This window comes from Streptomyces venezuelae (assembly GCF_008642355.1).
GTDB lineage: Bacteria > Actinomycetota > Actinomycetes > Streptomycetales > Streptomycetaceae > Streptomyces > Streptomyces venezuelae_B.
Map to the genome: position 1 here is coordinate 5640737 of NZ_CP029193.1, position 14618 is coordinate 5655354.

Consider the following 14618-nt stretch of genomic DNA (forward strand, 5'->3'; position numbering starts at 1 on the left):
CGTGCTATCACGCGCCACACGCCCGCCACCTCGCAAGATGGGCGGCCTCGTCCGGGTTCCATGGTGCCGACGGCAAAGATGCACAGGATCGACATGATGTGGATGCACGTTCGGGCAGCCGGACGTCACACACGGTCACGGATCCGGTCACGGCATTCGAGCGGGGCAGGCACCGGAGCCCCGCCCAGTCGTCACCCTCCCCGGCAGGCCCGGAGCCCCCGGCGGCGTGCCGCACAGACGTCACACACGCAGTGCACACGTCCCCCGTGGTGCACACGCCGTCGGCCGGCACACCGCCCATCCCTCATCACGCGTACGCGCCCCTACGCCCTCCCCCGTTCCTTCGGGCGCAGGGGCGGACACGGGCGGCGAACCCCCGATCTCGCCGCCGCCCCAAAGTCTTCCCGACCACTCACTCGGCGTCGTTGACCAAGGGCGCACTCTTGTTGACCGCCAGCGCACTCCCGTCGCTCAGCAGTGCGCGTGCGCGGACCTCGCTGGGCGTGAGCCCGTACGCGGCACGGAAAGCGCGGGTGAAGACAGCGGGCCGGGTGAACCCCCAACGGGCCGCGATGGCGCCGACGGGCACGGTGGCGAGGGCGGGATTGGCCAGCGCCCGCCGACACCGTTCGAGCCGCAACTGCCGTATCCAGGCTGAAACGGTCACCCCTTGCTCCTGGAAAAGCCGGTGCAAATACCGGGTGGAGATGTGATGGGCGGCGGCAATGCTGTCGGGATTCAAGCCAGGGTCGCGCAGATGCCGCCGGACATGGCTCTGCACCTGCAACAACAGGGCGCGCGTACGGCTCTCGGCCGGTAACGAGAGGTCGGAGTCGAGGTGTTGGGCGGCGAGATGTCCCACGAGGTCGACAAGCGTATGAGTGAGCCGATCAGCGGCCGCGCCCGTATCCCCGAACTGGCCTGGATCCCCGACCACTTGGCACATGAAATGGGACAGCAGAGCCCCGAACCCATCCCGCCCGGACAGGGGCCGGGAGACGAGATCGGGCAGCCGGTCGGCGGGGAACGGCAGCAGATGCATGGGCAATGTGGCCACGATGCTCCGAGTGGGAGCACCACTCTCGTCCAGCCGCCGCATCCACCCCTCAAAGGGCGAAGAGGACTCGTACAACAGAAAGTTCCCGGCCCCGAACTGCACGTTGCGCCCACCCTGCTCAAACCCGCTGAGCCCCTGCAGAGTGAGAGAAACCTGCAGACTACGAGGATCCCCTCTCCGGATATGCCGAGCAGTCCGACGTACCTCGGCTGAGGGATACGCCATGGTGGTCAGCGTCGCGGCCCCGAGATCCACGTGATCCACGGCGACGGGAAAGTCATCGGTGCAGTCACTGCGCAAGGTCGTGGCGATCGGCGACGCGGACTTGAGCCCGAACCACCAGTCGAACCGCTCCTCAGGGGGCACGCCGTCACTGGACAGACACGCTCGAATCATGGCTCACCCTCTCGCTCACACACGCACCCCCTCGAGCCCCCATGCCCCCACACCCCGCCCCAGCGTGCAACCTCCACCCTCCGAGGGGGAGGACTCCACCGCGCCTTTCCAACACGCCTACGAGACCGGCGGAAATGACACACCACCCTCCGAAAAGGGCTCCTGCGCCGCGACAGTGCCGCTGCCTGTGTTTGCTTCGGGCGAAAGACGCCCAAGACCACCGAATCGCCCATGACGTACGCAACCGCAATCGGCTGCGCGGGCCGCACCAGCTCCACATACGCGAAGACCCCGGCCTCAGCGTTTCCGCTGGTGACGGGGTCTTTGGGCACCTCATACAGGGTGCCCCCGGCAGGATTCGAACCTGCGCACACGGCTCCGGAGGCCGTTGCTCTATCCCCTGAGCTACGGGGGCGTATCAGCGCGGCTTGCGCGGTGACGGGTAGAACCCTACCAGCTCTCCGGGGCTCGCCATGAACAGGTATTTCCGTGCCTGTGGGGCGGGCCGGGAGAGGGGGTGTTCCGCGGGGGAGGGGAGTGGTGGCCGGGCGGGCCGCACGGGGCGGAAGTAGGGAAAACCGGGACGCGGTGGCGGGCGCGGACCTACTCTCGAGTTGTGCCAGGCGTGCCCGGCCGCGTGCTTGTTGTGGACGACAACAAGGTCATCCGGCAGCTGATCAGGGTCAACCTCGAGCTGGAGGGCTTCGAGGTCGTGACCGCGGCCGATGGTGTCGAATGCCTGGACGTTGTGCAGCAGGTCCAGCCCGACGTGGTCACCCTCGACGTCGTGATGCCCCGGCTCGACGGTCTCCGGACCGCCGCACGGCTGCGGTCCGACGCGCGCACCCGTGACCTCCCCATCGTCGTCATCAGCGCCTGCACGCAGTACGAGGTCGAGAGCGGCCTCGAAGTCGGCGTCGACGCCTTCCTCGCCAAGCCCTTCGAGCCGAACGAACTGGTCGGCATCGTCCGCCAGTTGATCTCGACCGAGGGGAACAGGAGAGGGAAGCGGGACGGTGTGGGGGAAGGGGAGCCGGAGCCTGAAGGGGAAGGTGAGCCCGACCCCAGTGGGGAAAGAGTGCGGGAAGGCGTCACGATCGGGCGTGATCTTGGTCGCGGCGGCGCGGGGTGCGAGTCCTCGGAGCAGTAGCGGGCACGGATCCTCGGACCAGCAGCGAGCACGGACGCGGATCATCCGGCCGAGCGTGCGGGCACGGACGCGGATCAGTCGGCCGAGCAGTAGCGGGCGCGGACGCCGATCATTCGGTCGAGTGTGCGGGCACGGGTGGTCGCGTCAGGGGCGGAGAGGCGGGCGAGTGCGGCGCCCAGCCCGGTGACCGGACCCACCCCCGTCCACATCCCGGACCATCCCGAATCCGAGTCGCCTACCCACCCCCCTCCTCCCATACGCTGGACCCGTGACCCCCGTCGAGCTCTCCCGCACCGTGCTGCGCGCCATGCGCCAGGCCGTCGATGCCGGGGAGCTCAGCGTGGACGTCACCGCGTCCGCCGACGCGGGGAATGTGCGGGTCGAGCGGCCCCGGCCCGGGGGCCGCGGGGACTTCGCCACGAACGTCGCCCTCCAGATCGCCCGCGCCGCCGGACGCACACCACGCGACGTCGCCGCGGTGCTGTCGTCGCGACTCGCCGCCGAGGCCGGTATCGCGAGCGTCGACATCACCGGGCCCGGGTTCCTCAACATCACGCTCGCGGACGCCCGCGCCCGCGCCGACGCCCTCGTGCGCGAGATCCGCGAGCGCGGTCGCTGCTACGGCCACGTCCACCCCGACACCGGCGACGTCGTCCAGATCCACGTCCCCCGCGAACTCCGGGCCGCCGTCCTCGCCGACAGCGCCCGCCGCATCCTGCGCTCGCAGGGCGCCCTCGTCCGGGTGACGTGCGACGACGAGCCCGACCCGGCCTGGGCGGACGCCCTCGGCGCCCTCGACGTACGCATCGACGCGTACGGGCGGCCTCCCGAACCCCTCCCCACCCTCCGCCCCGTCCCGGCCCCCGTCCCCGCCGACACCGTCCTCCGCCTCGGCCGCGATGCCGCCCGCTGGGCACTGCTCCACCCCGCACCGCACGACCACCCCCGCGTCACCCCGGAGCAGGGCGGCGACGACCACCTCGTACAGCGCGAGAGCAATCCGCTGTTCCGCGTCCGGTACGCGTACGCCCGCACCCGCGCCCTCACCCGCAACGCGGCTGCCCTAGGTTTCACCGCCGAGCCGGACGGCGCCCCGGACGCCACCGCCCGGGCTCTGCTCGACGCCCTCGGCGACCACCCCGCCACCCTCGCCTCCGCAGGGCGCCACCGCGCCCCGGACCGACTCGCCCGGCAGCTCGTCGTCATCGCCGACGCGTTCCTGGCCTTCCAGAGCGCCCCGCAGGGAGCCGTCCTGCCGCGCGGTGACGAGAAACCCTCGGCCGCCCACCGCGCCCGGCTGGCCCTCGCCGAAGCCACCGGGACGGTGCTCGCCGGTGGCCTGACCCTGCTCGGCATCGACGCACCCGAATTCCTGTGACACCCGTGAGTGAGCAGCGGAGCGACGGGCGGCATCCCGTGCAGCGCGTGCGGTACGTGTCTTCCGAGAAACACGTACCGCGGCGCGCACCCAGCCCGTCCGCCCCGCTTCCTCACCTCCGTCACCCCGCAAGAGACGAGACACCACACCCATGAGCCGTTCCGCCCACCCCGCAGGCCCCCGTCACGCCGACGTGCTCCCCGAGGGGCACTACAGCGCGCCGCCCGCCGATCTCAACGCGCTGGACCCCAAGGTCTGGTCCCGGACCGTCACCCGTGACCCCGACGGGGTCGTGACCACCGGCGGCATCACCGTGACCCGGCTCGCCGAGGAGTTCGGTACGCCCGCCTACTTCATCGACGAGGCCGACTTCCGCGCCCGGTGCCAGGCCTGGCGGGACGCCTTCGGCAGCGAAGCCGACGTGTTCTACGCCGGGAAGGCGTTCCTGTCGCGTGCCGTCGTGCGGTGGCTGCACGAAGAAGGGCTCAACCTCGACGTGTGCAGCGGGGGCGAGCTCACCACCGCCCTCGACGCCGGGATGCCCGCCGAGCGCATCGCGTTCCACGGGAACAACAAGACCCCGGACGAGATCGAGCGCGCCATCGCCGCCGGCGTCGGCCGCGTCGTGCTCGACTCCTTCCAGGAGATCGTCCGCGTCGCCCACATCGCGGAGCGGCTCGGCAAGCGGCAGCGCGTGCAGATCCGTGTGACCGTGGGTGTGGAAGCGCACACTCATGAGTTCATCGCCACCGCGCACGAGGACCAGAAGTTCGGGATCGCGCTCGCGGGCGGGCAGGCCGCCGAGGCCGTGCGGCGTGTGCTGAAGCTCGACTCGCTGGAGCTCATCGGGATCCACTCCCACATCGGGTCGCAGATCTTCGACATGGCCGGGTTCGAGGTCTCCGCCCGCCGCGTCGTGCAACTGCTCGCCGAGGTGCGGGACGAGCACGGCGTCGAGCTGCCCGAGATCGACCTCGGCGGCGGGCTCGGCATCGCCTACACCTCCGACGACGACCCCCGCGAACCGCACGAGATCGCCACGGCGCTCAACGAGATCGTTTCGAGGGAGTGTGCCGCGGCGAAGCTGCGGACGCCCCGCATCTCCGTCGAGCCGGGGCGGGCCATCGTCGGGCCCACCGCTTTCACCCTCTACGAGGTCGGCACCGTCAAGCCCCTCGAAGGGCTGCGCACGTACGTCTCCGTGGACGGCGGCATGTCCGACAACATCCGCACCGCGCTCTACGACGCCGAATACACCGTGGCCCTCGTCTCCCGCTCCTCCGACGCCGAGCCGGTCCTGGTGCGTGTCGTGGGCAAGCACTGCGAGAGTGGTGACATCGTCGTACGAGATGCTTTCCTTCCGGCGGATCTCGCGCCCGGTGATCTGATCGCCGTGCCCGCGACCGGCGCGTACTGCCGCTCCATGGCGAGCAACTACAACCACGCACTTCGCCCGCCCGTCGTCGCCGTGCGCGACGGCGGGGCCCGGGTGATCGTCCGGCGTGAGACGGAGGAAGATCTCCTGCGTCTCGACGTCGGATGACGCAAAAGATGAAATAGATGTCTCAGGATCCGGACGATGGACAGAAAGTCCGTTCCGGTGGGTGAGACTGGTCCCACCGTAGATGTATGAGAAGTGAGGTCGGATGATGCGTACGCGTCCGCTGAAGGTGGCGCTGCTGGGCTGTGGGGTTGTCGGCTCAGAGGTGGCGCGCATCATGACGACGCACGCCGACGACCTCACAGCCAGGATCGGCGCCCCGGTGGAGCTCGCCGGGGTCGCCGTCCGCCGCCCCTCCAAGGTGCGTGAGGGAATCGATCCGTCACTGATCACCACGGACGCGACCGCTCTGGTCAAGCGCGGGGACATCGACGTCATCGTCGAGGTGATCGGAGGGATCGAGCCCGCCCGGACCCTGATCACCACCGCCTTCGAGCACGGGGCCTCCGTCGTCTCCGCGAACAAGGCGCTCATCGCCCAGGACGGGGCCGCTCTGCACGCCGCCGCCGTCGAGCACGGGCGGGATCTGTATTACGAGGCCGCTGTCGCCGGTGCCATTCCGCTGATCCGGCCGCTGCGCGAGTCCCTCGCCGGTGACAAGGTCAACCGCGTTCTCGGGATCGTGAACGGGACCACCAACTTCATTCTCGACGCGATGGACACGACGGGGGCGGGCTATCAGGAAGCCCTCGACGAGGCCACCGCGCTCGGGTACGCGGAAGCCGATCCCACCGCCGACGTCGAAGGGTTCGACGCCGCCGCCAAGGCCGCCATCCTCGCCGGAATCGCCTTCCACACGCGCGTGCGCCTCGACGACGTGTACCGCGAGGGGATGACCGAGGTCACCGCCGCCGACTTCGCCTCCGCGAAACGGATGGGCTGCACCATCAAGCTTCTCGCCATCTGCGAGCGTGCCGCCGACGGGGGATCCGTCACCGCGCGCGTGCACCCCGCGATGATCCCGCTCAGCCACCCGCTGGCATCGGTGCGCGGCGCGTACAACGCCGTCTTCGTCGAGGCGGAGGCCGCGGGACAGCTCATGTTCTACGGGCCCGGCGCCGGTGGCTCGCCCACCGCGTCCGCCGTCCTCGGTGACCTCGTCGCCGTCTGCCGCAACAAGCTCGCCGAAGCCACCGGGCCCGGCGACTCCGCGTACACCCAGCTGCCCGTGAGCTCCATGGGCGAGGTCGTCACGCGCTACCACATCAGCCTCGACGTGGCCGACAAGCCGGGCGTGCTCGCCCAGGTCGCGACGGTCTTCGCCGAACACGGCGTATCGATCGATACGGTCCGTCAGACGGGCAAGGACGGCGAGGCCTCCCTCGTCGTCGTCACCCACCGCGCGCCCGACGCCGCCCTCAGCGGCACCGTCGAAGCGCTGCGCAATCTCGACACCGTGCGTGGTGTCGCCAGCATCATGCGGGTTGAAGGGGAGTAAGCAGCAATGACCCACCAGTGGCGCGGAATCATCGAGGAGTACCGGGACCGTCTTCCGGTCTCCGACACCACGCCGGTCGTGACGCTCCGGGAGGGCGGCACGCCGCTCGTGCCGGCACAGGTGCTCTCCGAGCGCACGGGCTGCGAGGTCCACCTCAAGGTCGAGGGCGCCAACCCCACGGGGTCCTTCAAGGACCGCGGCATGACCATGGCGATCACCAAGGCCAAGGAGGAGGGCGCGAAGGCCGTCATCTGCGCCTCCACCGGCAACACCTCGGCGTCCGCGGCCGCCTACGCCGTACGCGCCGGAATGGTCTGCGCCGTCCTCGTGCCGCAGGGCAAGATCGCACTCGGCAAGATGGGCCAGGCGCTCGTCTACGGCTCGAAGATCCTCCAGGTCGACGGCAACTTCGACGACTGCTTGAACCTCGCTCGAGGTCTGTCGGAGAACTACCCGGTGGCGCTGGTCAATTCGGTCAACCCGTTCCGCATCGAGGGCCAGAAGACCGCCTCGTTCGAGATCGTCGACGCGCTTGGCGACGCCCCGGACATCCACGTCCTTCCCGTCGGCAACGCCGGCAACATCACCGCCTACTGGAAGGGCTACAAGGAGTACGCGGCCGACGCCGTGTCGACCCTTACCCCCCGGATGTGGGGCTTCCAGGCCTCCGGCTCCGCGCCCATCGTGCGCGGCGAGGTCGTCAAGGACCCCTCGACGATCGCCACCGCGATTCGCATCGGCAACCCCGCGTCGTGGCAGCACGCGCTCGCCGCGCGCGACGAGTCGGACGGCTTCATCGACGAGGTGACGGACCGTGAGATCCTGCGCGCCTACAAGCTGTTGGCGTCCCAGGAGGGTGTCTTCGTGGAGCCCGCCTCGGCCGCCTCGGTCGCCGGTCTCCTGAAGGCCGCCGAGCAGGGCAAGGTCGACAGGGGGCAGAAGATCGTCTGCACCGTCACGGGCAACGGGTTGAAGGACCCGGACTGGGCCGTCGCGGGTGCTCCGCAGCCCGTCACCGTCCCGGTCGACGCGGCCGCCGCGGCCGAGCGCCTCGGCCTCGCGTAACCACGCGGCCCGACGAAACCCGCGACCCTGTACAGGGGGTGGCACAGGGGGCTTACGACACGCATCGTGCGCCTCCTGTGCGCCCTATGTCGCCACAGAACCTTCCTTCGATAGGCTGTACCGAACCCGCCCGCCGCATATGCCGCGGTGCCGCCGTTGTCCGCGGCCTCCGGGTGTTCCGTACATGTGGCACGTACCGAAAATACGCAGCCTCAAAAAACACGCAGCTCAAGGAGAGTCATCGAGCGATGGCCGGTCCCGCGTTCCGCGCCGCCGCCGTCCGGGTGCGCGTCCCCGCCACCAGCGCCAACCTCGGTCCGGGCTTCGACGCCCTGGGCCTGTCGCTGGGTCTGTACGACGACGTCGTCGTCCGGGTGGCCGACTCCGGCCTGAACATCGACATCGCCGGCGAGGGCAGTGACACCCTCCCGCGCGACGAGTCGCATCTGTTGGTGCGTTCCCTGCGCACCGCCTTCGACCTGCTCGGCGGACAGCCGCGCGGCCTCGAGATCGTCTGCGCCAACCGCATCCCGCACGGCCGCGGTCTCGGCTCGTCGTCCGCCGCCATCTGCGCGGGCATCGTCGCCGCGCGCGCCGTGACCATAGGCGGCGAGGCCAGGCTCGACGATGCCGCCCTGCTCGAGCTGGCCACCGAGATCGAAGGACACCCCGACAACGTCGCCGCCTGCCTGCTCGGCGGCTTCACGCTCTCCTGGATGGACGGGGGCACCGCCCGCGCGATCAGGATGGAGCCCGTCGATTCCATCGTTCCGGTGGTTTTCGTCCCCGGAAAGCCCGTCCTCACCGAGACGGCCCGCGGCCTGCTCCCGCGCACCGTCCCGCACGTCGACGCGGCCGCCAACGCGGGCCGTGCGGCCCTGCTCGTCGAGGCCCTGACCAGGCGCCCCGAGCTGCTGCTGCCCGCCACCGAGGACCGTCTGCACCAGGAGTACCGCTCTCCCGCCATGCCGGAGAGCGCCGCCCTGGTGGAGCGGCTGCGCGCCGACGGCGTGCCCGCGGTGATCTCCGGCGCGGGGCCCACGGTCCTCGCGCTGGCCGAAGACAGTGCGGCCGACAAGGTCGCACGACTGGCGGGAGAGGGCTGGGCGGCCAACCGCCTGGAGCTCGACGCCTCGGGTGCGAGCGTGCTGCCGCTCACGCCCTGACGCAGTGGACGAAGGGATTCGGGGTGTCCCGATCCTGAGAGGGGGAATGTTTGTTGGATCCGGTAGTGTTAATCTCAAGTCTGCACCCGACCTCACCATGGCGAGGTGCTTTGTGTCCCCGTCCGGGACAACCATTCTTCCGGGAGCCCCCCAAACTGCTTCGTGCCCCGCACTGAGCGGTCCTGAGCACGCTCCGGAACCGGCGTGACCGAGCCGCGTGACACCGCACTTCAGTGGCACCGCACCGGGAATCGCCATCACCAATGAATTCTTCCGCCGCGTTGGCGGACCACCGCCCCGGCACGGTCCACAGAATGCAGGACCGACCGCCGGACAGCACAACCGGTCGCCGAGCCAGACAGGCCGACGTCCGCTCCAGGGAAGGACCCTTCGTGAGCGACACCACCGATCTGATGGGCGTGACTGCCGACACGCCCGCCACGGACGCCTCCGCGGCGCCTGCCACCGGTGCTTCGGCCGGGTCGAGGCGGCGCCGCGGCACCGGCCTCGAGGGCATGGTGCTGGCGGAACTGCAGCAGGTCGCATCGGGCCTTGGGATCAAGGGCACCGGGCGCATGCGCAAGAGCCAGCTGATCGAGGTCATCAAGGAGGCGCAGGCAGGGGGCGGAGCCCCGGCGAAGAGCGCCGCCTCCTCGGGGGACACCACCGAGACCAAGCCCAAGCGCCGCGCCACCTCGAAGGCCCGCACGGGTGAGGACGCCGAGCCCGCCGCGAAGGCGAGCGCCCCGGCCAAGGCCGACAAGTCCGCGGCCCAGCAGCAGATCGACATCCCCGGTCAGCCGGCCGCCCGCGCGAACGAGGGCGAGCGCGGCGGCGAGGACCAGCCGCCGGCCAAGCGCCGTACGCGCCGGGCCACCGCCGACGCGGGCAGCCCGGAGACGGCCGTCGCCGAGGCGAAGGGCGAGACCTCGGGCGACGCGTCCGACGACAAGGGCTCCAAGGGCGACAACAAGGGCAACGACGCCTCCGGCGACAACGGCGGCGAGGGCCGTCGCGAACGCCGTGACCGGCAGGGCCGCGGCCGTGACCGCGACCGTCGCGGCAACAAGGGCGACGACCAGCAGGGCGGCGGACGGCAGGACCGCCAGGACCGCCAGCAGCAGGGCGGCGGGCGGCAGGACCGCCAGGACCGCCAGCAGCGGGACAACGGTCCGCGGGCCGACGAGGACGGGGACGACTTCGAGGGCGGGCGTCGCGGACGCCGCGGGCGCTACCGCGACCGCCGTGGCCGTCGCGGCCGCGACGAGCAGGGCTTCGGCAACGAGCCGCAGGTCTCCGAGGACGACGTCCTGATCCCCGTCGCGGGCATCCTGGACATCCTCGACAACTACGCGTTCATCCGTACGTCGGGCTACCTCCCCGGTCCCAACGACGTCTACGTCTCGCTGGCCCAGGTCCGCAAGAACGGACTGCGCAAGGGCGACCACGTCACCGGCGCGGTCCGTCAGCCCAAGGACGGCGAGCGCCGCGAGAAGTTCAACGCGCTCGTACGCCTCGACTCCGTCAACGGCATGGCACCCGAATCCGGGCGCGGGCGGCCGGAGTTCAACAAGCTGACGCCCCTTTACCCGCAGGACCGGCTCCGCCTGGAGACCGACCCGGGTGTGCTCACGACCCGCATCATCGACCTCGTCGCGCCCATCGGCAAGGGACAGCGCGGTCTGATCGTGGCCCCGCCGAAGACCGGCAAGACCATGATCATGCAGGCGATCGCCAACGCGATCACGCACAACAACCCCGAGTGCCACCTGATGGTCGTCCTCGTCGACGAGCGTCCGGAAGAGGTCACCGACATGCAGCGGTCGGTGAAGGGCGAGGTCATCTCCTCGACCTTCGACCGTCCCGCCGAGGACCACACCACGGTCGCCGAGCTCGCCATCGAGCGCGCCAAGCGTCTGGTGGAGCTGGGCCACGACGTCGTCGTGCTGCTCGACTCGATCACCCGTCTGGGCCGTGCGTACAACCTCGCCGCCCCGGCCTCCGGCCGCATCCTGTCCGGTGGTGTCGACTCGACGGCCCTCTACCCGCCGAAGCGCTTCTTCGGTGCCGCGCGCAACATCGAGGACGGCGGCTCGCTGACCATCCTCGCCACCGCGCTCGTGGACACCGGCTCGCGCATGGACGAGGTCATCTTCGAGGAGTTCAAGGGCACCGGCAACGCCGAACTCAAGCTCGACCGGAAGCTCGCCGACAAGCGCATCTTCCCGGCGGTGGACGTCGACGCGTCCGGCACCCGCAAGGAAGAGATCCTGCTCGGCTCCGACGAGCTCGCGATCACCTGGAAGCTGCGCCGCGTACTGCACGCGCTCGACCAGCAGCAGGCGATCGAGCTGCTCCTGGACAAGATGAAGCAGACGAAGTCGAACGCCGAGTTCCTGCTGCAGATCCAGAAGACGACCCCGACGCCGGGCAACGGCAACGACTAGTCGTCCTCAGCAGTCCACAGGGCCGCCCCGTCACAGCTGTGACGGGGCGGCCCTTTTGGTGCGCGACGCGTCCAGGGTGGACAGGGAGAGACCTTGGCCACACGCATAAGAGATTCTCACGGTCACGCGCCGTAGTGCGGTGGCGGAAAAAGCCGCAGGTGAGGCCTGAAATCGCGGGCCGGGGGTACACGGTCCGTCACTGCCGGTGCCGGAGGTGCCCACAACACGCTGTGCAACCCTTCAAGCGGTTTTGCCGTCTGACAAGTGACGACACACCGATCCGACCCTGAAAGCAGGGGGTAGCCGAGCGACGGGACTGAGGAGCGCATGACCGACGAGACCAGGGCCGCCGACGCGCCGAAGCGCGGCAAGCGTGGCCGCCGCCGCAAGCCGCGGAGCACGCGCAAGAAGGTGCTCGTCGTCACGGCCTGGACCGCCGCGGGTGTGGCCGTCCTCGGAGGCACCGGCCTCGGATACGTCTACTTCAAGCTCAACGGCAACATCAAGGGCGTCGACATCAACGCCGCCCTCGGCACCGACCGCCCCATGGACGTCGACAACGGCTCCCAGGACATCCTCGTCCTCGGCTCCGACTCGCGCTCCGGCGACAACGCCAAGTACGGCAAGGACGAGGGCGCCGCCCGCTCGGACACGGCGATGATCGTCCACGTCTACAAGGGTCACAAGAAGGCCAGCGTCGTCTCCATACCCCGCGACACCCTCATATCCAGGCCGGACTGCACGACCGAGGACGGCAGGACGGAGCCCGGCGGGCAGCGGCAGATGTTCAACACGGCGTACGAGGTCGGGGGCCCCGCCTGCGCCGTCAAGACCGTCGAGAAGATGTCCGGCATCCGGATGGACCACTACGTAGAGGTCGATTTCACCGGCTTCAAGAAGCTCATAGACACCCTCGGCGGCGTCGACATCACCACCAAGAAGGACATCAGGGACAAGGACAGTCACCTGAACCTGGACGCCGGCACCCACACGCTCAACGGCGAGCAGGCACTCGGCCTTGTCCGCACCCGGCACGGCGTCGGCGACGGCAGCGACCTCGGCCGCATCCAGCTCCAGCAGGCCTTCATCAAGGCTCTCCTCGACCAGGTCAAGGACGTCGGCGTCTTCAGCAGCCCGAAGAAGCTGTTCGACCTCGCGGACGACGCGACCAGCGCCGTCACCACCGACTCCGACCTGAACGACGTGAAGTCCCTCGCGAGCTTCGCGAACGGCCTCAAGGGCATCGGCGCGGGCGACATGAAGATGGTCACGCTGCCCATCCAGTACGACCCGAACGACCCCAACCGCGTGCTTCCCCTGGAGGAGGCCGACCAGCAGGTCTGGGACGCGCTCAGGGCCGACAAGCCCATCCCCAAGTCCGCCACGGAGAAGTCCGCCGGTGACAAGGGTGACGTCGGCGACGTGGTCGCCGGCCACTGAGCGGCCGGACAGCCGCGAGAACATCCCGCGGAATAGATCGGCCTCCACCCCGGTTTTGGGAGATACGGCCGGTCCTGGCAGACTGGTACGTCGGCCCCGGTTCACGTACGAGCAATCCGCGCGTACGACCCGGCGCCCTCCCGAAACTAGGAGACACCTTGAAGCGCGACATCCACCCCGAGTACGTCGAGACGCAGGTCAGCTGCACCTGTGGCGCGTCGTTCACCACCCGCAGCACGATCTCCAGCGGCACCGTCCGTGCCGAGGTCTGCTCCGAGTGCCACCCGTTCTACACGGGCAAGCAGAAGATCCTCGACACCGGTGGCCGTGTGGCCCGCTTCGAGGCCCGCTTCGGCAAGGCCGGCTCCGCCAAGAAGTAGCGAGCCACTGCGCCGGTCCTCGGCCGCCCTCACCAGGGGGTGGCCGGGACCGGCGCTTTTGCCGTCCCGCAGCCAATTCGCGGAGAACCACCGCGCAGAAGACCAGGAGCCCCCGATGTTCGAGGCGGTCGAGGAACTGATCGGCGAGCACGCCGATCTCGAACGGAAGCTCGCGGACCCGTCGGTCCACGCCGACCAGGCCAACGCGCGCAAGCTCAACAAGCGCTACGCCGAGCTGACCCCGATCGTCGCGACGTACCGCTCCTGGAAGCAGACCGGCGACGACATCGAGACCGCGCGCGAGTTCGCGGCCGACGACCCGGACTTCGCCGCCGAGGTCAAGGACCTGGAGCGGCAGCGCGAGGAGATCACCGAGAAACTGCGGCTGCTGCTCGTGCCCCGGGACCCGTCCGACGACAAGGACGTCATCCTGGAGATCAAGGCGGGCGCCGGCGGCGACGAGTCCGCCCTGTTCGCCGGTGACCTGCTGCGCATGTACCTGCGGTACGCGGAGCGCGTCGGCTGGAAGACCGAGATCATCGACTCCACCGAGTCCGAGCTCGGCGGCTACAAGGACGTCCAGGTCGCCGTGAAGACCAAGGGCGGCCAGGGCGCTACCGAGCCGGGTCAGGGCGTCTGGGCACGGCTGAAGTACGAGGGTGGCGTGCACCGCGTGCAGCGCGTGCCCTCCACCGAGTCGCAGGGCCGCATCCACACCTCCGCGGCGGGTGTCCTCGTGACGCCCGAGGCCGAGGAGATCGACGTCGAGATCCACGCCAACGACCTGCGCATCGACGTGTACCGCTCCTCCGGTCCCGGCGGCCAGTCCGTCAACACCACGGACTCCGCCGTCCGCATCACGCACCTGCCCACCGGCGTCGTCGCCTCCTGCCAGAACGAGAAGAGCCAGCTCCAGAACAAGGAGCAGGCCATGCGCATTCTGCGCTCCAGGCTCCTCGCCGCGGCCCAGGAAGAGGCGGAGAGCAAGGCCGCGGACGCCCGCCGCAGCCAGGTCCGCACCGTCGACCGCTCCGAGAAGATCCGCACGTACAACTTCCCGGAAAACCGGATCTCGGACCACCGCGTCGGCTTCAAGGCGTACAACTTGGACCAGGTGCTCGACGGCGAACTCGACCCGGTCATCCAGGCCTGCGTCGACGCCGACTCGGCCGCCAAGCTCGCCGCCGCGTAAGCACACCC

Annotated in this window: 12 protein-coding genes and 1 tRNA gene; 10 read left to right on the forward strand and 3 right to left on the reverse strand. The window is 69.8% G+C overall.

All coding sequences use genetic code 11. From position 1 onward, the window contains the following. Positions 1–412: 412 nt before the first annotated feature. Together DEJ47_RS26250 and DEJ47_RS26255 are read right to left on the reverse strand one after the other, a co-directional pair. Positions 413–1423, reverse strand: coding sequence for a helix-turn-helix domain-containing protein (locus DEJ47_RS26250; protein WP_223828513.1), 1011 nt, complete (start codon positions 1421–1423; stop codon positions 413–415). A 373-nt stretch (positions 1424–1796) separates the two neighbouring features. Continuing rightward, a tRNA-Arg gene (locus DEJ47_RS26255) sits at positions 1797–1868 on the reverse strand. 210 nt (positions 1869–2078) lie between these two features. Here DEJ47_RS26255 and DEJ47_RS26260 point away from each other — a divergent pair. Further along, positions 2079–2603: a response regulator gene (locus tag DEJ47_RS26260; RefSeq protein ID WP_398335881.1), complete on the forward strand. Its 525-nt coding sequence runs from the start codon at positions 2079–2081 to the stop codon at positions 2601–2603. A gap of 74 nt (positions 2604–2677) precedes the next feature. Here DEJ47_RS26260 and DEJ47_RS37430 read toward each other — a convergent pair whose 3' ends face one another. Continuing rightward, a complete protein-coding gene (locus tag DEJ47_RS37430) occupies positions 2678–2800 on the reverse strand; it encodes a hypothetical protein (RefSeq protein ID WP_263398904.1) in 123 nt (40 codons plus the stop codon). A gap of 71 nt (positions 2801–2871) precedes the next feature. Here DEJ47_RS37430 and nrtL point away from each other — a divergent pair, with 71 nt between their 5' ends. The 9 genes from nrtL (at position 2872) to prfA (ending at position 14610) form a co-directional block, all read left to right on the forward strand. Beyond that, on the forward strand, positions 2872–3981 hold the full coding sequence (gene nrtL / locus DEJ47_RS26265; RefSeq protein ID WP_150172238.1) for an ArgS-related anticodon-binding protein NrtL: 1110 nt from the start codon (positions 2872–2874) through the stop codon (positions 3979–3981). 151 nt (positions 3982–4132) lie between these two features. Continuing rightward, entirely contained in the window at positions 4133–5524 is a 1392-nt protein-coding gene (lysA, locus tag DEJ47_RS26270) for a diaminopimelate decarboxylase (RefSeq protein ID WP_150172240.1), read from the forward strand. 103 nt (positions 5525–5627) lie between these two features. Beyond that, on the forward strand, positions 5628–6920 hold the full coding sequence (locus DEJ47_RS26275; protein WP_190415567.1) for a homoserine dehydrogenase: 1293 nt from the start codon (positions 5628–5630) through the stop codon (positions 6918–6920). 6 nt (positions 6921–6926) lie between these two features. Then, positions 6927–7985: a threonine synthase gene (gene thrC, locus DEJ47_RS26280; protein ID WP_150172242.1), complete on the forward strand. Its 1059-nt coding sequence runs from the start codon at positions 6927–6929 to the stop codon at positions 7983–7985. A 248-nt stretch (positions 7986–8233) separates the two neighbouring features. Further along, entirely contained in the window at positions 8234–9151 is a 918-nt protein-coding gene (thrB, locus tag DEJ47_RS26285) for a homoserine kinase (RefSeq protein ID WP_150172244.1), read from the forward strand. Between the two features lie 392 nt (positions 9152–9543). Then, positions 9544–11598, forward strand: a complete 2055-nt coding sequence (gene rho / locus DEJ47_RS26290) for a transcription termination factor Rho (protein ID WP_190415569.1) — start codon at positions 9544–9546, stop codon at positions 11596–11598. A 327-nt stretch (positions 11599–11925) separates the two neighbouring features. Continuing rightward, entirely contained in the window at positions 11926–13038 is a 1113-nt protein-coding gene (locus DEJ47_RS26295) for an LCP family protein (protein ID WP_150172247.1), read from the forward strand. A gap of 158 nt (positions 13039–13196) precedes the next feature. Beyond that, on the forward strand, positions 13197–13418 hold the full coding sequence (rpmE, locus tag DEJ47_RS26300) for a 50S ribosomal protein L31 (protein WP_055564417.1): 222 nt from the start codon (positions 13197–13199) through the stop codon (positions 13416–13418). A gap of 115 nt (positions 13419–13533) precedes the next feature. Further along, positions 13534–14610: a peptide chain release factor 1 gene (gene prfA, locus DEJ47_RS26305; protein ID WP_150172249.1), complete on the forward strand. Its 1077-nt coding sequence runs from the start codon at positions 13534–13536 to the stop codon at positions 14608–14610. The last annotated feature ends 8 nt before the right edge of the window (positions 14611–14618 follow it).